The sequence below is a fragment of the Nocardia cyriacigeorgica GUH-2 genome, from assembly GCF_000284035.1.
Lineage (GTDB): Bacteria > Actinomycetota > Actinomycetes > Mycobacteriales > Mycobacteriaceae > Nocardia > Nocardia cyriacigeorgica_B.
The window spans coordinates 4,445,671-4,466,727 of record NC_016887.1; the positions used below are offsets into that span (position 1 = coordinate 4,445,671).

20 protein-coding genes are annotated in these 21,057 nt (G+C 68.9%); 8 read left to right on the plus strand and 12 right to left on the minus strand.

The annotated features are described in order from the left end of the window. The first annotated feature begins 67 nt into the window (after nt 1-67). Nucleotides 68-652, plus strand: coding sequence for a TetR/AcrR family transcriptional regulator (locus NOCYR_RS20170; protein WP_014352246.1), 585 nt, complete (start codon nt 68-70; stop codon nt 650-652). Beyond that, nucleotides 649-1,827, plus strand: a complete 1,179-nt coding sequence (locus NOCYR_RS20175; RefSeq protein ID WP_014352247.1) for an NADH:flavin oxidoreductase — start codon at nt 649-651, stop codon at nt 1,825-1,827. The genes NOCYR_RS20170 and NOCYR_RS20175 overlap by 4 nt, the downstream gene beginning before the upstream one ends. Here the strand turns inward: NOCYR_RS20175 and NOCYR_RS20180 are convergent. From NOCYR_RS20180 to NOCYR_RS20190, 3 genes are all read right to left on the minus strand, one after another. Next, nucleotides 1,814-2,755: a lysophospholipid acyltransferase family protein gene (locus NOCYR_RS20180; protein ID WP_014352248.1), complete on the minus strand. Its 942-nt coding sequence runs from the start codon at nt 2,753-2,755 to the stop codon at nt 1,814-1,816. The genes NOCYR_RS20175 and NOCYR_RS20180 overlap by 14 nt on opposite strands. Further along, nucleotides 2,752-3,579: a GNAT family N-acetyltransferase gene (locus NOCYR_RS20185; protein ID WP_048833561.1), complete on the minus strand. Its 828-nt coding sequence runs from the start codon at nt 3,577-3,579 to the stop codon at nt 2,752-2,754. Before NOCYR_RS20185 ends, NOCYR_RS20180 begins: the two co-directional genes overlap by 4 nt. Before the next feature lie 198 nt (nt 3,580-3,777). Further along, nucleotides 3,778-5,082: an NAD(P)/FAD-dependent oxidoreductase gene (locus NOCYR_RS20190; RefSeq protein WP_014352250.1), complete on the minus strand. Its 1,305-nt coding sequence runs from the start codon at nt 5,080-5,082 to the stop codon at nt 3,778-3,780. A gap of 133 nt (nt 5,083-5,215) precedes the next feature. On the opposite strand from NOCYR_RS20190, the gene NOCYR_RS20195 reads away from it, so the two are divergent. Next, nucleotides 5,216-6,073 carry a LysR family transcriptional regulator gene (locus tag NOCYR_RS20195; protein WP_014352251.1) on the plus strand — a complete coding sequence of 286 codons (858 nt, stop codon included), beginning with the start codon at nt 5,216-5,218 and terminating at the stop codon, nt 6,071-6,073. A gap of 7 nt (nt 6,074-6,080) precedes the next feature. Here the strand turns inward: NOCYR_RS20195 and NOCYR_RS20200 are convergent, their stop codons facing one another. From NOCYR_RS20200 to NOCYR_RS20220, 5 genes are all read right to left on the minus strand, one after another. Further along, a complete protein-coding gene (locus NOCYR_RS20200) occupies nt 6,081-7,010 on the minus strand; it encodes an aminoglycoside phosphotransferase family protein (RefSeq protein WP_014352252.1) in 930 nt (309 codons plus the stop codon). A 280-nt stretch (nt 7,011-7,290) separates the two neighbouring features. Continuing rightward, nucleotides 7,291-8,757 carry a serine/threonine-protein kinase gene (locus tag NOCYR_RS27980; protein ID WP_014352253.1) on the minus strand — a complete coding sequence of 489 codons (1,467 nt, stop codon included), beginning with the start codon at nt 8,755-8,757 and terminating at the stop codon, nt 7,291-7,293. Nucleotides 8,758-8,827: 70 nt separating this feature from the next. After that, the gene (locus NOCYR_RS20210) at nt 8,828-9,487 is read right to left on the minus strand and encodes a Uma2 family endonuclease (RefSeq protein WP_231855970.1); all 660 of its coding nucleotides are present in this window, start codon (nt 9,485-9,487) and stop codon (nt 8,828-8,830) included. 91 nt (nt 9,488-9,578) lie between these two features. Next, nucleotides 9,579-10,535: an electron transfer flavoprotein subunit alpha/FixB family protein gene (locus NOCYR_RS20215; RefSeq protein WP_048833562.1), complete on the minus strand. Its 957-nt coding sequence runs from the start codon at nt 10,533-10,535 to the stop codon at nt 9,579-9,581. 35 nt (nt 10,536-10,570) lie between these two features. Continuing rightward, nucleotides 10,571-11,356, minus strand: coding sequence for an electron transfer flavoprotein subunit beta/FixA family protein (locus NOCYR_RS20220; protein WP_014352256.1), 786 nt, complete (start codon nt 11,354-11,356; stop codon nt 10,571-10,573). A gap of 244 nt (nt 11,357-11,600) precedes the next feature. Between NOCYR_RS20220 and NOCYR_RS20225 the strand changes: the two genes are divergently transcribed. The 3 genes from NOCYR_RS20225 to NOCYR_RS20235 are packed head-to-tail and all read left to right on the plus strand — an operon-like array spanning nt 11,601 to nt 15,159. Then, entirely contained in the window at nt 11,601-12,365 is a 765-nt protein-coding gene (locus tag NOCYR_RS20225) for a class I SAM-dependent methyltransferase (RefSeq protein WP_014352257.1), read from the plus strand. Continuing rightward, nucleotides 12,362-13,900: a glycoside hydrolase family 57 protein gene (locus NOCYR_RS20230; RefSeq protein ID WP_014352258.1), complete on the plus strand. Its 1,539-nt coding sequence runs from the start codon at nt 12,362-12,364 to the stop codon at nt 13,898-13,900. The genes NOCYR_RS20225 and NOCYR_RS20230 overlap by 4 nt, the downstream gene beginning before the upstream one ends. After that, nucleotides 13,897-15,159 (plus strand): glycosyltransferase family 4 protein, encoded by a 1,263-nt coding sequence (locus NOCYR_RS20235; RefSeq protein WP_014352259.1) that lies wholly within the window; start codon nt 13,897-13,899, stop codon nt 15,157-15,159. Before NOCYR_RS20230 ends, NOCYR_RS20235 begins: the two co-directional genes overlap by 4 nt. A 7-nt stretch (nt 15,160-15,166) precedes the next feature. Here NOCYR_RS20235 and NOCYR_RS20240 read toward each other — a convergent pair whose 3' ends face one another. Then, the gene (locus NOCYR_RS20240; protein WP_231855971.1) at nt 15,167-16,501 is read right to left on the minus strand and encodes a PQQ-binding-like beta-propeller repeat protein; all 1,335 of its coding nucleotides are present in this window, start codon (nt 16,499-16,501) and stop codon (nt 15,167-15,169) included. Between the two features lie 161 nt (nt 16,502-16,662). Here NOCYR_RS20240 and NOCYR_RS20245 point away from each other — a divergent pair, with 161 nt between their 5' ends. Next, entirely contained in the window at nt 16,663-17,403 is a 741-nt protein-coding gene (locus NOCYR_RS20245; RefSeq protein ID WP_014352261.1) for an acyltransferase, read from the plus strand. A 68-nt stretch (nt 17,404-17,471) separates the two neighbouring features. Continuing rightward, nucleotides 17,472-18,020: a DUF1697 domain-containing protein gene (locus NOCYR_RS20250; RefSeq protein ID WP_014352262.1), complete on the plus strand. Its 549-nt coding sequence runs from the start codon at nt 17,472-17,474 to the stop codon at nt 18,018-18,020. Nucleotides 18,021-18,065: 45 nt separating this feature from the next. Here NOCYR_RS20250 and NOCYR_RS20255 read toward each other — a convergent pair whose 3' ends face one another. The 3 genes from NOCYR_RS20255 to NOCYR_RS20265 all read right to left on the minus strand — a co-directional run bounded on the left by NOCYR_RS20255 (nt 18,066) and on the right by NOCYR_RS20265 (nt 21,057). Beyond that, on the minus strand, nt 18,066-19,232 hold the full coding sequence (locus NOCYR_RS20255) for a THUMP-like domain-containing protein (RefSeq protein ID WP_014352263.1): 1,167 nt from the start codon (nt 19,230-19,232) through the stop codon (nt 18,066-18,068). After that, nucleotides 19,232-20,209, minus strand: coding sequence for a class I SAM-dependent methyltransferase (locus NOCYR_RS20260; protein ID WP_014352264.1), 978 nt, complete (start codon nt 20,207-20,209; stop codon nt 19,232-19,234). Before NOCYR_RS20260 ends, NOCYR_RS20255 begins: the two co-directional genes overlap by 1 nt. Nucleotides 20,210-20,280: 71 nt before the next feature. Then, nucleotides 20,281-21,057 carry an enoyl-CoA hydratase-related protein gene (locus NOCYR_RS20265; protein WP_014352265.1) on the minus strand — a complete coding sequence of 259 codons (777 nt, stop codon included), beginning with the start codon at nt 21,055-21,057 and terminating at the stop codon, nt 20,281-20,283.

The window sequence follows — 21,057 nt, forward strand, 5'->3', positions numbered from 1 at the left end:
ACCGGCGAAGTTCGCAATTTTCAATCGGTGCTTGAATCACTGATTGACACATGTTCTACTCATTGCCATGAGCGGAGTAGAAACCGACACCCGCGACCGGCTGCTGTCGGCCGCCGAGCGCCTGCTGCTCGAATCGGGGTATGAGCGGGTGTCCATTCGCGCGGTGTGCACCGCGGCCGGGGTGAATCCGGCCGCGGTGCACTACCACTTCGGGTCGAAACAGGCGCTGGTGGCGGCGCTGTTGCAGAGCAGGCTCGGTCCACTGTGGGAGGCGTCGCTGGACGATCTCGCCGGGCGGGCCGCCACTGTGGCCGAATGCGTCGACGCGGTGATCGACCCACTGGTCCGGCTGGCCGACGATCCGATCGGCCGGCTGCATATCCGATTGCTGGCGCGGCTGGTGCTGGGGCGCCAGGACATCGGCTGGACCGCGCGCTGGTTCACTCTCGAACCGTTCGCCGACCTGCTCCGGCAGCAGTATCCGGCGCTATCCGCGCACGAGGCCCGGTCGCGCTGGATGCTGGCGTTCGATCTCGTTCTGGGACAGTTCGGTTCGCCACTGGCCGAGGACCGCGACCTGTCCCCGCAAGCGGTCACGACGCTGCGCGCGTTCGTGACCGCGGGCCTGTGCGCGCCGGTGGAGGCACGATGAAAACGGTGTTCTCCCCCGCGCGCCTCGGCCCGATCACCTTGCGCAACCGAGTAATAAAGGCGGCGACATTCGAGGGCCGCACCCCGGACGCCCTCGTCACCGACGACTTGATCGACTACCACCGCGCACCGGCCGCGGGCGGGGTCGGGATGACGACGGTCGCCTATTGCGCCGTCTCCCCCGAAGGCCGCACCGACCGTCATCAGATCTGGATGCGGCCGGAGGCGGTGCCCGGTCTGCGCCGGCTCACCGAGGCCGTGCACGCCGAGGGCGCCGCCGTGAGCGCGCAGATCGGGCATGCGGGACCGGTGGCCAATGCCGCGTCCAACCGGCTGCCCGCGCTCGCACCGGGGCGGATGTTCAGTCCGCTCGGCATGGCGCGCACCGTGCGACCTGACGCCGCCGAATTGCAGCGGGTGGTGCGGGCGTTCGCCGACGCGGCCCACACCGCCGAGGAATCCGGATTCGACGCGGTGGAACTGCATTTCGGGCACAACTACCTGGTCAGCTCGTTCTTCAGCCCGCTGCTCAACCGCCGCCGCGACGAATACGGCGGCAGCCTCGCCAATCGAGCGCGGCTGGCGCGTGAGGTCGCCGAGGCGGTGCGCGAGGCGGTGGGCGGCCGGATCGCGGTGCTGGCGAAACTGAATATGGACGACGGTGTGGTCGGCGGGCTACGCATCGAGGAGAGCTTGCAGATCGGGCGCTGGCTCGAACAGGACGGCACCCTCGACGCCCTCGAGCTCACCATCGGCAGCTCCCTGCTCAACCCGATGTACCTGTTCCACGGCGACGCCCCGCGCAAGGAGTTCGCCAAGGCCTTCCCCGGCGCGATGGGCTGGGGCATGCGCCTGGGCGGGCGGTTCTTCCTGCGCGAATACCCCTACCGCGAGGCGTACATGCTGGATCTGGCCCGCCAGTTCCGGTACGAACTGACGATGCCGCTGGTCCTGCTCGGCGGCATCACCAGCGCCGAGACCATGCAGCGGGCCATGGATGAGGGATTCGAGTTCGTCGCCATGGCGCGGGCGTTGCTGCGTCAGCCGGATCTGCTGCTGCGGATTCAGCAGGACGCGAACACCCCGTCGCTGTGCACGCACTGCAACAAGTGCATGCCGTCGATCTTCAGCCGGACGACGTGTGTGCTGGCCGGGACGCTCGCTACGCCCCCGTGACAGCGTGCGGCCGCTCCGTCCGCGCGACAGCGTCCGCCAGGTGCGAACTCGCCGCCTCGAGGGCCGACCGCGCGCCATCCGACAGTTCCGGTGCGCGCATCAACTCTTCGCAGCGACGCGCCAATTCGCGCCGGTCGGTGCCGGGCTGCTGAACCGGCTCGAGCACGACCTCGGCGACGATGCCGCGCGAGCGCAGGATGCGCCGGGCCGAGGTGGCGAAGGTGTCGTCGCCGACGAAACCGGTTGCGGTGCAGGGCTCACCGTGCGCGTCGAGGTAACGCAACCGGATCGGCTGGACGGGCGTGCCTGTGTCGACAGCGGCTTGGAACAGCGCCGGGCGCAGCTTCCCATAGGCGCGCCCACACCAGGTGGTGCCCTCCGGGAAGGCCGCGACCCGTTCGCCGGCGGCCAGGCGCTCGGCGATCTGGGCGACGACCCCCGGCAGCGCACGCAACCGTTCACGCTCGATGGGAATGATCCGCATCAGCTCGGCGAGCCGGCCGAGCATCGGCCAGTCGATCAGATCCGCGCGGGCGACGAAACTCAGCGGCTGCACGGCGGCCAGCACCACCACATCCGACCAGCCGATATGGCCGGCCACCACCAGCACACCCGTGCCGGGCTCGGCGTACCGGGCCCGCCCGTCGGCGTCGGCACCCCGGTTGTCGATCACGCGCAGTTCGATACCGCAGCTGCGCAGGACACCGCGAGCGTATTCGCGCTGCAACCACTCTCGCCGGCGAGCCGGGGTGAGCACATGCGCGGCCGGATAACTGGCCAGCAGCCCGGCCAAGCGCAAGGCGCGGCCGGCGACACGGGCCGAACCGGCGGTATCGGCGGCCTGTACGCATCCCGGCCCGCACGGGCTGATCGGCATCCAGGAGTGGGTGGCGGTCGCGGGCGGGGCGTCGAACACCATGACGCTCACCGTCCGCTGTCGAATCCGGCGGCGGCGCCCTGCAACCGCTCCAGGTATCGGGTGTTGATGGTGTCGAGGCCGAGCAGGGCGACGAAATCGGCCACCGCGAAATCGGGGTCGTGGGCGGGTTCACCGCAGATCTCCGCACCCAGCCGCAGGTAACCGCGCAGCAGCGGCGGCAGCTTGGGGCGCGCGGGCGGGGCGAGCTCGTCGAGCGACTTGCCGTCCACCACGACGGGGCGGTACGGCTCGACCCGGCGCTCGGGGTCACAGGCGTGCCGGCCGAGCAGCAGGTCGCGCACGCCGCGCACGTTCACTCCGGCCGGATCGTCCGGGTTGTCACGCATCGGCACCGACACGCACCCCATCACCCACTCGTATCCGGTGAGCTGGATGTAGTGCAGGATGCCCGCCCACATCAGCGTCAGCACCGAACCGTTGCGGTGATCGGGAACCACGCAGGCGCGGCCCATTTCGACGATCCGGTGGCCGGTGGGGTCGAGGCGGGTGAGGTCGAATTCGGTGGCGGTGTAGTAGCCGCCGGCGGCGGCGACCTTCTCCGGCGGCAGCATCCGGTAACAGCCGACGAACTGTTCGGTCAGCTCATCGCGGACCAGCAGGTGATCGCAGTGCTCATCGAACCGGTCGGCGTCCAGACCGGTTCCGTCATCGGGGATCTCGAAGCCGGGTTCGGCGGCGAAGACGTCATAACGCAGGCGCTGGGCGGCCGTGCGGTGCTCGGTGTCGGAGGAGACGACCAGTGAATACCGAGACCGTTCCACCCCGGTGTCCGTCGGTCGAGCCTGGGCTGTCAACACGGACGTAATAGTCATATCCGTTATGAGGCCAGCCGCAGACTGCGCCGGAGCGTCCGCCGAGTGTCGCGTGTATGCCCGTTCGGTGAACGAGACGGCCGTCACACCCGGCGTTCACCGCGGCGTCGACGCGCGTTCCCTGCGGCGTCGGCAGCACACAACCGAGCGCGCTGCCCGAGGCCCGGCAGCGCGCTCGACGCGAGGAATACAGCCTGGTCAGGCCGCCATTGACGGTTGCTGCTCGGCGGCGGGTCGGTCCCGGTCGATCTCGGCGAAGCCCGGGCGGCCGTTTCCGGTGAAGGCGACCAGCCAGCCCATCACCGCCATGAACCGGTTGCGGAAGCCGACCAGATAGAACAGGTGCACCGCCAGCCACATGTACCAGGCGATCAGGCCCTTGAACTTGATCTTGTCGCTGACCTTGGCGATGGCGCTGCGCCGGCGGATCACCGCCATGCTGCCCTTGTCCCAGTACTCGAACTCGGTGCCGGGCAGCTTCTTACGCCGGATGATGTCGGCGGCGTGCCTGCCCTCCTGCATGGCGACCGGCGACTGGCCCGGGTAGCCCTTCAGCGAGGTCATATCGCCGATGGCGTAGATATCGGCATAGCCGCCGACGGTCAGGTCCGGGTTGATCAGCAGCCGTCCGGCACGGTCGGTCTCGGCGCCGGTGGCCTCGGCCAGGATCTTGGTGAAACCGCTGGCCTGCACGCCGGCCGACCAGACGACGGTCTCCGCGGCGATGCGGTGTTCGACGCCCTGCTTGTCCTTGACGGTCACCTTGCCGGGCTCGATATCGGTGACGAAGGTGCCCAGCAGCACCTCCACCCCGCCCTTGGTGAGCGACTGCTTAGCGTATTCCGACAGCCCGCCACCGAACGGCGGCAGCACCTCACCGGCACCCTCGACCAGGGTGACCGACACGTCCTGGTGGTAGTAGCGCTTGGCGAGTTCGGCCAGCTGGCCGGCCACCTCGACGCCGGTGGCGCCCGCGCCGACCACGACAAAGCTGAGCAGCCGCTCCCTGGTCTCCTTGTCGGCATGCTTCGCCGCAGTGAACACATGGTCGATCTGGGCGCGCAACCGCTTGGCATCGTCGATGGTCTTGAGCGCGAAGGTCTTCTCGGCGAAATCGTCGCGACCGAAATACGACTGGTTGGCGCCGGTGGCGGCGATCAGCGAGCCGTAGCGGATGCGGCGCGGGCCCTCGGCGGTCGCGTAGACGAGTTCGGCGGCATCGGGATCGATGGAGGTGACCTTGCCCAGCCGGACGTCGGCGCGTTCGTGCCTGCGCAGGATCGAGGCGATCGGCGGTGCGATCTCGTCGGCGGCCAGCACACCGGTCGCGACCTGGTAGAGCAGTGGCTGGAACAGATGTTCCGGCGTGCTCGAGATCAGCACATAGTTCACGTTCGATTTGGCCAACTGCTTGGCGGCGGCCAGGCCGCCGAAGCCCGATCCGACGATGACGACTTCGGCAAACTCCGGTTCCGCGGCCCGTACCGCTTGCGTATTACGCATCCTCACAACACCCCTGTTGATCATGACAGCCTGTTCATCATGAAGAACCGTTATCAGGACCCGAGATATTTCAGCCGTCAGGGCGCATAATTCAGATGACTCTTATCTGCATCACTAATTAATGGAGGTAACGGTGGAGCTGCGCCAGCTCACCTACTTCGTCGCGGTGTGCGAGGAGCTCAGCTTCAGCAGGGCCGCGACCCGCTGCTTCATCTCGCAGTCGGCGATCAGTCATCAGATCGCCCGGCTCGAGCACGACCTCGGCGTCCAGCTCTTCGAGCGGTCCACCCGATCGGTGGTGCCGACCGACGCGAGCACCAGACTACTTCCGCTGGCCAAGCAAATGCTCAGTCTGGAGTCTGCCATCCGCGCCGCGGTCCGCACCTCCCGGCCGCGGATCCGGCTGGCGGCGAACATGTCGTTCGCGACCCGCTCGCTGTCGGCCATCGCCGGCGCCCGCGACGCGCATCCCGGCGCCGAGATCGAGTTCGTGATCAAACCCTTCCGCCAGCGTATCGCCGCGGTCGCCGACGGTGACTGTGACCTCGCGCTGATCCGCGGCAGCGTGGATCAGCCGGGGCTGACGGTCGAGCAGCTGTGGGTGGAGGATCTGATGATCGCCACCGCCACCTCCCATCCACTGGCCGGGCGCACCGATGTGACGTTGACCGACCTCAGCGCCTATCCACTGCTGCTGCCACCGGAGTCCGAGCAGGTCCTGCTGCACAATGTGGTGCGCGCGGCCTTCGCCGATCAGCCCGCCGGCCCCACCTACGGCCCGCCCATCCCGCCGGACCATACGGCCACCATGGAGCTGATCAATCATCCGGACGCGTGGACGATCCTGTACGCCAACAGCCCGACCGAAGGCATCGCCACCTTGGAGTTGGCTGGTCATCCGTTGCGCGTGCCGGTATCGGCCGTGTTGCGCACGGGTGCGCGGCGGTCGCCGATCCTGACGACGCTGCTGGCGGCCCTGCACTGCGCGTGAGGCGCGATCAGGACAGGGCTTGCGCGACCGCGAGATCGCGCGCGAGTTCAAGGTCGTCGTCCTCGACCGACCAGACGACCTGCTCCACCGCACGCATGAACGCCCAGCCGCGGGCTCGTTCGGAATCCACCCCCAGCGCGTCGGCGGTCACGGCCACCATCCGGCGCGCATCGTCCGCATCCGGCCTGCTCTGCACCTGTTTGACGATCAGGAACCCGGCGTCGAAGGCCGCCTCACCCAGGTACGGTTTCGGGTCGATCACCAGCCACGGTTCGCGTTCGGCGGCAACGATATTGCCCAGATGGGTGTCCCGGTTGACGATCAGCAGCGGGCCGTCGGGTACGGCGAGTTCGGTGCACCAGCGGCGGGCCTGATCGAGCAGCGGCGCGGGGATCGCGGAGGTGATCTCCGGGTCTTCGGGCCATTGTGCCCATTCGGCCACCAAGTCGGCGGTCGACGGCGGCGCCGGATATCCGGGCGGCAGCTCGCCGGGTTTGCGGCGCAGACGCCGATACAACTCGGCGGCGATCAGCACCTTCCCCGCGTTCTCGGGCTCCCCTTCCAGCGGTGGACTCGGCTGACGCAGCAGCGGTTCACCCGGCCGCGCCCACTCGAGCAACATGGCACCGCTGCCGGGATCGAAGTCGTAGAGCCGGATGGCGCCGTCACCGGCGTAGCAGTGCAGGCCGGCGGGCTCACCGGCGTTCTCCTCGTCGACGAAGGGAACCTTCAGCACGGCGACGGAATCATCGTGGCTGCGCACCGGTGCGACGAACGAATGGGTGCCGCCGCCGAAGGGTGCGCCGATCAGCTCGAGGTCCCAGTCGCGGCAGCGGGCTGTCACGAGTTCCGGCAGGGCCGCAAGCCAGCGCTCGCCCTCCTCGTCGAAGAAGTCGCGGATCGATTCGGCCACGTCCGGCGGCAGTGCGATCGTCACGCTGCCAGCCTGGGGTGCGGCTGCGCGTCAGGCAAGCGAATTCCGCGCGGCGAGTTCGGCACGGACGCCGGCGTCGCCTCGTAGACCTCGGCGTTCGGTGCGGCCCGGACGATGCCGCGCACCGTTACCGGCCGGCCGATATCGTCGACACTGACGCTGATGAAGACCTGACGCGGACAGGTCGCCGCTCAGCGCCCGGGGATCGCGCTGGTCAGCGGTATCGAGTCGCCGCTCGGCGCGACCGGTGCTCAGCGCCAGCAGTGCCCAGCGCCAGCAGTACTCAGCGCCAGCGGGTGGCCGCGCGCTGAGCGACCCGATAGGCGATCCACCGTTTGGTGGACGGGGATGTCGCACAGATCAGCGCGGTGCCCACGACGACCAAGAGCGGGAAGTAAGCGAGGAGCGCGAGCCAGACTCCCGTGACGGCGATGGCAATGCACACGATGATGCCGAGCAGGGTCGCGATTGCCGAACAGATGATCGTCAGGATCCGGCCCACGGGTCTGCCTGCGAGCAGGAGCAGACCGGCGCCATTCCACAACAGGGCCACGATGGTCACCAGGCCGAGTGGCAGCAGGTTTTCCTGCAACAGATGCTCGCGCCCGTCGCCGAGCGCCTTCACGGTTTCCACCACGCCCAGGACGAAGATGCCCGCCGCGAGCACACCGAACAGCTGCGTGATGATTCCGGCGGTGAGCGCGGTCTTCATCGGGGGCTTCGGACCGTACGCCGGATTCCACGCCGCCGGACCATAGCCGGGCGCGGCAAACCGTCGGCCGGGACCGGGCATCGGGGCGCCGCGGTGCGGCGGCCACGCGGCAGGCGGCGCGGCGACATGTGCCCCGCCGTCCGGTCCGACCGACCCGGCCTGCACGATCGTCGGCGACGATGCCAGCACCGGCATCGCCACATGCCTACCCTCGAGCGCATCCCGCATCGCGGCGGCGAATTCCCCACAGCTGCCGAATCGTTCGTCGCGGCGCTTGGCCATCGCGCGGCCGAGCACGGCGTCGACTCCCGGCGGCAGATCCTTACGGAAGTCGGTGAGTCGCGGCACGGGCTGGGAGATGTGGCCCATCACCACCTGACCCGGATTGGTCGAGGCATACGGCGATTGCCCGGCCAGGACCGCGAACAGGGTACAGGCCAGCGAGTATTGATCGCTGCGCGCGTCGACCACTTCACCGGAGAGCTGCTCGGGCGAGCCGAAAGCGATGGTGGCGGTGAAGGTTCCGGTGGCGGTGAGTTTGGTGTTGGCGTCGGTGAGCCGGGCGATACCGAAATCGGTGAGCACCGCGTGCGCTTCCCGATTGGCGTCGGCCTCGGCGAAGAGAATGTTGGCGGGCTTGATATCGCGGTGCAGCACACCCTGCCCGTGCGCGTAGTCCAGCGCGGCCGCCGTCTCGCCGATCAGCCGCACCGCCTCGATGGCCGGATGCGCGCGACCGTCCCAGGACGCCGCGTCGGTGCCGCGAATGTATTGCATGGCGATCCACAGGTGCCCGTCGTCGGCGCCGCGATCGTAGACGCCGACGATCCCCGGATGATCCAGCCGCGCAACCACATCGGCCTCGAGCTCGAACCGCCGCGTCAGCTCCGGATCCTCCGAGACCTGCCGATTCAGCAGTTTCAACGCCACACTGCGCGGCAACCGCGGATGCCGGGCCAGATACACCGTGCCCATGCCACCCTGCCCCAGCACACCTTCGAGCTGATACCCGGCGAAGGTCGTACCCACCCCCAGCACGCCTGCTCCTTCCGATCGCGGTCGAACACCGCGACGCTACCGGACAGACTGATCCGCCCGGGGTTCAACCTCAGAAGACCAGCGCCGACCACGCGATCTCGATCGCGAATGGGTACGGGAACGACACCCCGAGCGCGGAATCCGGCGACCATTCACCCGCCAGAAGATAGTTGGACGACCGGAGTGGGCGGACACCCGGCGGCAGCTCCGCATAACCGATCTCGAGGATGTACACGCGGATCGCACCGATACCGGTGAGGTCGGACTTCAGCTCGACTTCCCAATACGAGGGGATACCCGCACTCGCGTACCGAGCCTTCTTCGCTTCGACTTCTCCCGGCGTGTTCGATGGGGACAACACTTCGCCGACCAGAACCGTATCGGCGGCGCGGACATCGGCGCCCGGAGGGAGGCAGCGGTGGACGAGGAAGTCGGGGGTGACGAAGTCGGATTTTCCGGTGTGCCCGAAGAATACGTTGGTCTCGAGGTTCACTCGCCAGCATCGCTCGGAGTGCGAGGCCATATCCGCCCGCGCGCCCTGTTCGATCTCGTGGGTGAGCCGCCGCATTGCCAGCTGGTGTTCACCCGGACCGCGCCGCACCCACACCACACGCCGATCCCACAGCTCGATCTGCGCGGCAATCTCTTCTGGCAGCTTTTCCAGCTCTTCCCAGCTCATGGAGTCGGGCAGATCAGGACGCTCGTCGCTCGAAGCAATCGGCATGGCCATGCGAGCATGATAGCTCGCTGGCATCGAAGAGATCTGTGGCCTCGACCGATGACGGTCGAGGCCACAGATTCGCCATTCAACGCACCAGGGTTCAGCCCTTGTGCGACTTGACCGCTTCGGTCAGCTGCGGGGCGACGTTGAACAGGTCGCCCACGATGCCGTAGTCGGCGATCTCGAAGATCGGGGCCTCTTCGTCCTTGTTGACCGCGACGATGGTCTTCGAGGTCTGCATGCCGGCGCGGTGCTGGATGGCGCCGGAGATGCCCAGGGCGATGTAGAGCTGCGGGGAGACCGTCTTACCGGTCTGACCGACCTGGAACTGACCCGGGTAGTAGCCGGAGTCGACGGCGGCACGCGAGGCACCGACGGCGGCACCGAGCGAGTCGGCCAGCTGCTCGACGACCGAGAAGTTGTCGGCCGAACCGACACCGCGGCCACCGGAGACCACGATGGCGGCCTCGGTGAGCTCCGGACGGTCACCGGCGACGACGGGCTCGCGCGAGGTCACCTTGACCACGCCCTCTTCCTGCGCCGGAACCTCGACGGTGACCTTCTCGCCGGCACCGGCCTGCGGAGCGGCCTCGACCGCACCCGGGCGCACCGAGATCACCGGCACGTCGCCGGTGGCCTTGGCGTCGACGGTGAAGGCGCCACCGAAGATGGAGTGCACGACCGAGCCATCGGCGTTGACGCCGATGACGTCGACGAGCAGGCCGGAGCCGATGCGCGCGGCGAGGCGGCCCGACACCTCCTTGCCCTCGGCGGAGGCGGCGACGATGACGGCGGCGGGCGAAGCGGCCTCGACCAGGCCGGCCAGCACGTCGACCTTCGGGGTCACCAGGTAGTTGTCCACATCGTCGGACTCGGCGATGTAGATCTTCTCGGCGCCGGCCGCGGCGAGCGCGTCGGCCAGCTTCTCACCGGTGCCCGCGGTGCCCAGCACCACGGCGGACGGCGAGCCCAGGGTACGGGCGGCGGTGATCAGTTCGGTGCTGACCTTCTTGACCGCACCGTCGGCGTGCTCGACGAGCACAAGTACTTCTGCCATTTGTGTTCTCTCCTAAGCAGTCTCGTACGAGCGGATCAGATGATCTTCTGACCGATGAGGTACTGGGCGATCTTGGTGCCGCCGTCGCCCTCGTCGGCGATCTTCTCGCCCGCGGTACGCGGGGGCTTCGGGGTCGAGGCGGTGACCGCGGTGCCCGCGTTGGCCACACCCACGGTGTCCGGGTCGATGCCCAGGTCGGCCAGGGTGAAGGTCTGCACTTCCTTCTTCTTGGCGGCCATGATGCCCTTGAAGGACGGGAAGCGCGGCTCGTTGATCTTCTCGGTGACCGAGACGATGGCAGGCAGGTTGGCCTCGAGCTTGAACACGCCCTCGTCGGTCTCGCGCTCGCCGGTGATCTTGTCGCCGTCGACGGTCAGCTTGCGCAGGTGGGTCAGCTGCGGGATGCCCAGGTACTCGGCGATGATCGCGGGCACGGCACCGGCGCGGCCGTCGGTGGCCTCGTTACCGGCGATGACCAGCTCCACGCCTTCCACCTGGCCGAGCGCGCCGGCCAGCACCCACGCGGTCTGCACGGCGTCGGAGCCGTGGATCGCCGGGTCGTTGATGTGGATGGCCTTGTCGGCGCCCATGGACAGCGCCTTGCGGATGGCCTCGGTGGCGCGGTCGGGTCCGGCCGACAGCACGGTGACCTCGCCGCCCTGCGCCTCCTTGATCAGCAGCGCTTCCTCGACGGCGCGCTCGTTGATCTCGTCGAGCACCGCGTCGGCGGCCTCGCGGTCGAGGGTGAAGTCACCATCGGAGAGCTTGCGCTCGGACCAGGTGTCGGGAACCTGCTTGATGAGTACGACGATGTTCGGCATCGGTCTTCGTCGACCTCCTGTTCTGGGTACACGGGTATGGGCGGTCGGTCGCACGATCCGGCGGGCCGTACGTCCATGTGAGTCGCTCAGGGCGTGACACTACCCTACGTTAAGTTACTGGTGGGTAACTTACTCCGCGAGGGCGCCGAACACCAGACCGGGAACAAGTTCACCGGCCCGTACCAGTAACGTCAGAACGATGAGTGAGGCTGTGATTCCTGCCGCAGTAGGCGAACCGGCACCCATGACCGCCGCGACGCCGGGCGCACTCGACCCGCTGCCGCTGACCGGCGAGCGCACCGTGCCTGGAATCGCCGAGGAAAACTACTGGTTCCGCAGGCACGAGATCGTCTACGCACGACTGCTCGAGCGCTGCGCAGGCAAGACTGTGCTCGAGGCCGGTTCCGGGGAGGGTTACGGCGCCGACATGATCGCCGGTGTCGCCACCCGGGTGATCGGGCTGGACTATGACGCGAGCGCGGTCGAGCACGTGCGCGCGCGATACCCGCGGGTGGAGATGATCCAGGGCAATCTCGCCGACCTGCCGCTGGAGGACGCCTCCGTCGACGTGGTGGTGAATTTCCAAGTGATCGAACATCTTTGGGATCAATCCCAGTTCCTGCGGGAATGCCTGCGGGTGCTGCGGCCCGGTGGCGAACTGCTGATCAGCACCCCGAACCGGATCACCTTCTCCCCCGGCCGCGACACCCCGCTCAACCCGTTCCACACCCGCGAGCTGAACGCCGCCGAACTCACCGAACTCCTCGTGGACGCCGGTTTCGAGGTGTCGCTGATGACGGGCGTGCATCACGGCCCGGCGCTGAAAGCCTTGGACGCCAAGCACGGTGGCTCGTTCATCGACGCGCAGATCGAGCGCGCGCTGGCCGGTGAGCCCTGGCCCGCCGAACTCACCGCCGACGTTGCCGCCGTCACCATCGACGATTTCGCCCTGACCCCCGACGACATCGATGCGAGCCTGGATCTGGTGGCCATCGCGGTGAAGCCTTGACCGACAACGCACAACCCGTGCCGGGCCAGTTCACCCTGGTCCTGCATTCGCATCTGCCCTGGCTGGCCCATCACGGCCGTTGGCCGGTGGGCGAGGAATGGCTCTACCAGTCCTGGGCGGCGTCCTATCTGCCGGTCGTCGAGGTCTTGAGAACCCTTGCCGCCGAAGGACGTTCGCATCTGCTGACCCTCGGCATCACGCCGGTGCTGGCGGCGCAGCTCGACGATCCGCATTGCCTGGCCGGTATGCATCACTGGCTGGGCAATTGGCAGTTGCGCGCCGACGAAGCCGCCATGGCGGGCAATATCGCGCTAGGCCGCCACGAACACCGGTTGGCCGCGGCCGCGCTGGCGGAGTTCGAACAGCATTGGCGCCACGGCGCCGCGCCGGTGTGGCGGCAGCTGATCGATGCCGAGGCGATCGAACTGCTCGGCGGCCCGCTGGCCCATCCGTTCCAGCCGCTGCTCGACCCCCGGCTGCGCGAATTCCAGCTCACCGAGGGCCTGGCCGACGCCCGGCTGCGGTGGGGCCACACCCCGGCCGGGATCTGGGCGCCCGAATGCGGTTACACCCCCGGCATGGAGGTCGGCTACGACGCCGCGGGTGTGACGCATTTCATGGTCGACGGGCCCGCGCTGCGCGGCGATTCCAGCCTCGGACGCCCCGTGCGCGAGTCCGAGGTGGTGGCCTTCGGACGCGATCTGCAGGTCAGTTACCGGGTGTGGTCGCCCAAGTCCGGGTACCCGGGCCACAGCGCCTACCGCGACTTCCATCACTACGACCACGCCACCGGTCTCAAACCCGCCCGGGTCACCGGCAAAACGGTCGCGGGACCGGACAAGGCGCCCTATGACCCCGAGCTGGCGGCCGCCGCGGTGCGCGCCGACGTCGACGACTTCGTGGCCACGGTGCGCGAACGGCTCATCACCGAATCGGCGCGGATCGGACGGCCGGCACTGGTGGTGGCGGCGTTCGACACCGAACTGTTCGGACACTGGTGGCACGAGGGTCCGCAGTGGCTGGCCCAGGTGCTGCGCGCGCTGCCCGAGGCGGGCGTCACCGTCGGCACGCTGGCCGACGCGCGGGCCGGCGGGTACGTCGGCGAGCCGGTGCAGCTGACCGATTCGTCCTGGGGCTCGGGTAAGGACTGGCGGGTCTGGGCCGGCGATCAGGTGCGTGACCTGGTGGAACTCAACGACGACGTCGTCGCCCTTGCCTTGGACACGGTCGATAAGATGCGCGCGGAATCCTCGGCGACCGGCCGCGACCAGGTGGCCGATCAGCTACTGCGCGAGGCCATCCTGACCGTGTCCAGCGACTGGGCCTTCATGGTCAGCAAGGACTCCGCCGCCGGGTACGCCCGCGAACGCGCACATCAGCACGCGCATGCCGTCCGCGAAATCGCGGCGGCCGTCGGGGCCGGTCAGCTCGCCAAAGCACGGCAGTTGGCGGCAGGATGGGGGGCGGCCGACGGATTCTTCCCGGCCCTGGACGCGCGCCGTTTGCGCGCTGCCACCGCAGAAGGACATACATGAAGATCTTGATGGTGTCGTGGGAGTACCCGCCGGTCGTCGTCGGCGGGCTGGGCCGGCACGTCCATCATCTGGCCACCGAGCTCGCTGCCGCAGGCCACGAGGTGGTCGTGCTGGCGCGCCGCCCCACCGGCACCGATCCGTCGACCCATCCCACACACTCCTACATCGCCGACGGCGTGCTGGTGGTCGCCGTCGCCGAGGACCCGCCGTTCTTCGATTTCGGCGAGGACATGCTGGCGTGGACGCTGGCGATGGGCCACGCCATGGTGCGCGCGGGCGTGGCGCTGAACAAGCCGGGTATCGGCGAGGGCTGGACACCCGATGTGGTGCACGCCCACGACTGGCTGGTGGCCCATCCCGCCATCGCGCTGGCCGAGTACTACGACGTGCCGCTGGTGTCGACCATTCACGCCACCGAGGCCGGACGCCACAGCGGCTGGGTCTCCGGCAAGGTGAACCGCCAGGTGCATTCGGTGGAGTGGTGGCTGGCCAACGAATCCGACGCCCTCATCACCTGCTCGACGTCGATGCAGGACGAGGTGGAACGGCTCTACCAGCCCGACCGCATCCCGCTCACCGTCATCCGCAACGGCATCGACGTCGGCGCCTGGACCTTCCGGCCGCGCCCGCCCCGCAGCGGCCCGCCGCGGCTGCTGTATGTGGGCAGGCTGGAATACGAGAAGGGCGTGCAGGATGCGATCGCCGCGCTGCCGCGGATCCGGCGCGCCCATCCCGGCACCACGCTCACCGTCGCCGGTGTGGGCACCCAGTTCGAATGGTTGCGCGAGCGGGCCCGGGTGCACCGGGTGGCGCGGGCGGTGAATTTCGCCGGCCAGCTCGACCACGCCGAACTGCTCGGCTGGCTGCACGGCGCCGACGCCATCGTGCTGCCCAGCCGCTACGAACCGTTCGGCATCGTCGCACTCGAGGCGGCCGCGGCGGGGACTCCGCTGGTCACCTCCACCGCCGGTGGGCTCGGCGAGGCCGTGATCGACGGGGTGACCGGCGCGTCGTTCGAACCGGCCGACGTGGACGGGCTCGTCCAGGCCGTGCGCGCGGTGCTCGACGATCCGGCCGCCGCCCAGGAACGCGCCTACGCCGCCCGCGAGCGGCTGACCGCCGATTTCGCCTGGGATGTGGTGGCCGCCGAAACCGCGCAGGTGTATCAGGCCGCCAAGCGCCGGGTGCGCACCCCGCTCGGCCGGCCGGTGATCACCATGCGCCCGCTACCCGAACGCGATCCGAGCCAGCCGGTCTGACCGGCCGTCACTCCTGCGGCGCGAAGACGAAGATCTCGCCGATCCGGGTCGCCACGACCACCTCACCGTCGGCGCTCACCGAGGTGCCCGTGGTGGTCCCCTGTGCGCCCGGCAGCACATCGGAATCAAGGGTCTGACCGGTCTCGGTGTCGAAGGTGATCAGGTTGAGGCCCTCGCCGATGGCGGCGACGGTGTAGCCGGTGTGGCCCGCGGTCTGGGCCGGGGTGCCACGGTGGCCGAGATCCTTACGCTCCCAGACCTGTTCGACGGTGTCGCCGTTGTCGCGCAGGGCGAGCAGATAGCCGTCGTCGCCGGCCGGGATGATCAGCCCGTCGTCGGAAACCGAGATGCCGCGGCGCGGGGTCCACTCCAGCGGATGCACCCATTTGGTGCTGCCTTCCAGCGCGTCCACGGCGATGAGCCGGTCGCTGTTGTCGCCGACGTAGACCGTTCGCCCGTCCGCCGACAGCGCCGGGCTGGTGGCGCTGCCACCCTCGAGCATCTCCGCGCTCCACAGCTGCTCGACCTCGCCGTCGGCGTAGCGCAACGCCACCAGCGAGGCGCGGGCCTCACCCGGACGCCACACCGTCGCGTAGAAACGGCCCGATGCGGTGTCGATGGGCGAGACATTGGCGACCGCGCACTGCGGGCCGCCGGTGGGGCAGTCGGCCAGGCCGTCACCCGACGGCGGCCAGCTCAGCGCGGGAAGCTCCAGATAGTCGGGCTGGCCGAGCAGCTGCATGGTGGGCACCAAGCGCTGGCCGGTCTGCCGCGACAGCACATCGACCTGACCGGCCTGGGTGATGGTGAGCAGATTGCTGTCGCCGGTGAACTGCAACGACACCGGCACACCGGCGACCGCGGTGCGCCAGCGCGGCTGACCGAGGTAGTTCATCGACGTCACGCCGCTGTCGTCGCCGACGTAGACGTTGGTGAGGCCGTCGATCACCGTCGGCGACGAGACCGCGTTCGGCCCCATCGGATTACAGAACCGCTTGCGCCCGGTGGGCATCTGGAAGGAGAAGATATTGCAGCCCGACGGCGTGCGGGTGGTGACGAACATCTGTCCCTCGGCCGCCACCCCGACCGGCGTCGCGATCGGCCCGCCCACCGGACGCGACCACTGCAGCTCGACCGCGTGCGCGCCGGTGACCGGGCTGGTGCCGCTGTTGCGGGCGTCGTGATGGGGGCCCGGCCAGCCGAGTCCGGGGCCGACGGTGATGTCGTCGACGTCGGTGCCGCAGCCGGTGAGCACCACCGCGCCCACCGCGAGTAGCGCCGCCGCCGTCTGCGCCCGCAGCCGTGGCCGGCCGGATACAGCTCGTACGCCGCCGCTTCGCACCTGCTGCTCTCCTTCACACGCGATCTGCCGTGATCAACTCCCCGCGCGCCCGCGCGTGCCAGTGAGGTTAGCCGACGGGTATCGATCCGCTCGGGGCAGCACGTCAGTAGGCTGTGTGCGCGATAGGCGGACACACGACGGGAGAGCAGTTCGTGACGAGCATGTGGGGCGCACCGTTGCGTTCACGGTGGCGGGGATCGCGGCGCCGCGATCCACAGCAGGCGCGTTTCCTTACCCTGGCCTCGCTGCGCTGGGTGATCGCCAACCGGGCCTACACGCCGTGGTATCTGGTGCGCTACTACCGGCTGTTCAAGTTCCGGCTGACCAACCCGCATATCGTCTTGCGCGGCATGGTGTTCCTCGGCCGCAATGTGGAGATCCACGCGACGCCGGAGCTGGGCCGGATGGAGATCGGCCGCTGGGTGCACATCGGCGACGGCAACGCCATCCGCTGCCATGAGGGCTCGCTGCGCATCGGCGACAAGGTGGTCTTCGGCAAGGACAACGTCGTCAATACCTACCTCGATATCGAGATCGGCGAATCGACGCTGGTCGCGGACTGGTGCTACATCTGCGACTTCGACCACAAGATGGACGACATCACCATGCCGATCAAGGATCAGGGCATCGTGAAGAGCCCGGTCCGCATCGGCCCCGACACCTGGATCGCCGCCAAGGTGACGGTGCTGCGCGAGACCCGCGTCGGCCGTGGCTGTGTGCTCGGTGCACACGCGGTGGTGAAGGGCGAGATCCCCGATTACTCCATCGCTGTCGGCGCACCGGCGAAGGTGGTCAAGAACCGCAAGGCGGCGTGGGAATCCGGAGCCGAGCAGCGCGCGGCCTACCTGGCGGCGCTCGAGGACATCGAACGCAAGAAGAACGGCGCCCCCGCCGGGGCATGAGCCCGCCACCCGCGCGGGCCGGCTGATGTAGCGCCCGGTTGTCGGACCGATCCATTACCGTCTGCCCCATGACGAGGTACGCGGCGCTGTTGCGCGGGATCGCCCCGATGAACCCGAACATGACCAATGACAAGCTCCGAGGCGTGTTCACCGGGCTCGGTTTCGAGGCGGTCGCCTCGGTGGTGTCGAGCGGCAATATCGTCTTCCGCACCGCCGAGACCGATCCGGCCGAGCTCGAAGACCGGATCCAGCAGGGCCTCAACCAGGAGCTCGGCATTCCGGGCGGCACCATCCTGCGCGACTACGACGAGCTGCGCGCCCTGCTGGACTCCGACCCGTTCGAGGGGCTCACCCACGGACGCGGCACCTACCTCACCGCGACGTTCCTCAAGAGCACCAGCACCGAGCCGATCGAGCTACCCGAGAATCCCGATCCGCTCACCCGCGTCGTCGGCTACGACCCCGCCGCCCGCGTCTTCCTGTTCGTCGTCGACAACAGCACGCCCCGCACACCCGATTTCATGGCGTGGCTGGAACGCACCTACGGCAAGGACATCACCACCCGCACCTGGCTGACGGTGCAGCGGGTGGTGAAGAAGATGGAAGCGATCGGCTAGCGCCCGCCTCGCGACGGTCCCGGCACAGTCGTGAGGCGCCCGGCGTTATCGAGCGGACGCGGCCGCACACAGGAACACGGTCGCGTCGCGGCCGATGCGGGTGATCACGAGCGTATGCGGCTGCGAGCCCGCAGGTTTCAGGCGACGGCGCAGCTGATCGGGATCGACGTCGACGCCGCGCACCAGGATTTCCAACGCGCCACAATCACGGCTACGCAGTTCGGCCCGCAGCAACTTCTCCCGGAAGGCGAGCCGGTCGAGCACGCGGAAGCCGCGCACACCGTCGGGCACCCGGTCGCCGGTGAGGTAGGCGATACGCGGGTCCAGCTGCCACAGGCCGTGTTTCGCGGCGTAGTGGCGGACGAGACCCGCGCGAACGACGGCACCGTCGGGATCGATGATCCACTCCCCCGGCTCCCGCTCCGGGATCTCGTCGGATTCGGCGTCGGTGAGGGTGGTGGCGCGGCCGGTGGACGACAGCACGGTCGCGCGACGGCTGACGCCGTGCTCGGTCAGCCCCGCAGACCATAGGCAGGCTTCCCGGACCGCACCGTCCAGCGACACCACCTCGACCTCGCCCGGCCAGTCGAGGGCATCGAAATCCAGTCCGGGAGCACACTTCACGGCCATATCGCGGCCGGAATAGGCAGCGAGCAGATCGGGCAACGGTGGCTGCAGCTTCGCCGGGTCGTGGGTGCGTTTGCCGTCGGCCCGTCGCGCCGGGTCGGCGATGATCACCGTGTCACGGCTACAGGGGACCAGCGCGTCGGCTCGGGCCAGTACAGCGCCCCGACCGACATTGTGCTGCGCCATCGCGAGGCGAACCTCGTCCAGATCGCTGCCGATCACCGCCGGGCACACGCGCGCCAGCTCGGCCAGTTCGGCGCCGATCGAGCAGGTCACATCGTGCACCGCACGACCGGCGAGCCGGGTGGCTCGATGCCGCGCGACCAACGTCGGGGTGGCCTGCTGGAGGGCGTCGTCGGTGAACAGCCACTCCCCCGCATCGGCGAGTTTGGCGACGGCCCGGCGGCGCAGCCGCACGGTCTCGATCAGTGCCGCCGCCCGGTCGCCGTGGTCGCGGCGCACCCGCTCGAGATCCCGCAGGTGCGTCGCCGGGGTCAGCTCCAGCCGGTCCACGTCGGCCAGTGCGGCGGCGCCCGCCGCACCGGCCAGGAAGACGACGTCCTCGTGGCTGAAGCCGTAACCCACTACTGGCCCGGAGCGCCCGGCTTCACGCCGGTGATCATGGCGTTGTAGAAGAACTGGCGCGGCACCACGCGGCGCATGACGTTCTCGTCCACCCAGCTCAGGCCCAGCCACGCCTTGTACATGGCCATGCGGTAGCGCCAGGTGAGCTTCTCGGCGGGCACGGCGGCCTCGAAGGTGCGCACCGGCCAGCCCCACAGCGCCGCGGCGAACTCCTCGGTGTGCGCGGCGACCTCGACGGCGCCGGCCGAGCGGGCCATCGCCTCGAGCTGGTCGGGGGTGAAGGTGTGCAGGTCGACCACGGCTTCCAGGGCCGCGGCGCGGGAGGACTCGTCCAGCTCCTCCTGCGGACGGCGCCAGCTCGCCAGACCGGGCAGCTTGGTGAGGTTGGTGGTGGCGCCCCAGGTGATGCGACCGAGCCAGCGGGCGTAGAAGTTGCCCGCGGTGGTGGGCTCACCGGCGAAGACCAGGCGACCGCCCGGCTTGAGCACGCGCAGGCATTCCTTCAACGCGAGTTCCACGTCCGGGATGTGGTGCAGCACGGCGTGGCCGACGACCAGGTCGAAGGTGTTGTCCTCGTAGGGAATGGTTTCGGCGTCGGCGACGCGGCCGTCCACGTCCAGGCCGAGGTTCTGCGCGTTGCGCAGGGCGACCTTCACCATGCCCGGCGACAGGTCGGTCACCGAACCGCTCTTGGCCACCCCGGCCTGCATCAGGTTCAGCAGGAAGAAGCCGGTGCCGCAGCCGAGTTCCAGCGCCCGGCCGTAGGGCAGCGCCACGGGCCCGACCGCGGCGTCGAAGCGGCCGCGCGCGTACTCGATACACCGTTCGTCATAGGAGATCGACCATTTGTCGTCGTAGGTCTCGGCTTCCCAGTCGTGGTAGAGGACCTGGGCGAGTTTGGTGTCCTTGAGCGCGGCTTCGACCTCGGCCTCGGTGGCATGCGGGTTCGGCGCGGGGTCGTCGTGGCGTACCGTCATGGTCGCCTAGCCTAAACCCTCGCTATAGGTCGTCTGATACCAGTGGGTGGGATCGTGCGCTAGTCGGCAGATCAGCGTCCGACGAACTCCGCCGAGCCGGGCCCGTCGGCCAAATAAGAACGTGTTCCTATCAGGCGATCTTCGGTACCGAACAGCTCCGACCACGCGATTCGGGCCCGATCGTGGCCGTGCGGGCCGGCCTCGAACACCGCTTTCGCCGCCGCCAAGGCGCGGGCCGGGCCGTCCAGGAAACCGCGCGCCCACCCCACTGCGGCGGTGTAGACGTCGTCGGGTGCCACGACCTCGTCGACCAGTCCGAGGGCGCGCGCTTCGTCCGGTTCCACGAAGCGTCCGGTGTACACCAGATCCTTGGCCGCGCCTGACCCGATGAGCGCGGTGAGCCTGCGGATACCGGCCAGCGGGATCAGGCCCGCCTTGATCTGCGGCAGTCCGAGCTTGACGTTGTCGCCGATGACGCGGCGGTCGGCGCCGAGGGCCAGTTCCAGACCGGATCCGAGCGCGTACCCACTGATCGCGGCCACCGTCGGCTGTGGCAGCCGGGCCAGGCAGCCGAGCGCGTGCTGGAGATCGGCGGCCACGGCGGTGGCCTGCTCGGCCGAGAGGGCAGCCAGTTCGGCGAGATCGTCGCCGGCGCAGAAGACGCGCTCGTCGCCGTAGACGACCACCGCCCCGATCTGCGGATCCTCGCCGATGGCATGGGCCGCGCCGGCCAGCTCCCGCACCACCTGGATGTTCAGCAGGTTCATCGGCGCACGGGCGATGCGCAGCACCGCCACCCGGCGTTCGGTGTCGCCGTCCAGCTCGTCCACGGTCACGAATTCGGCCAT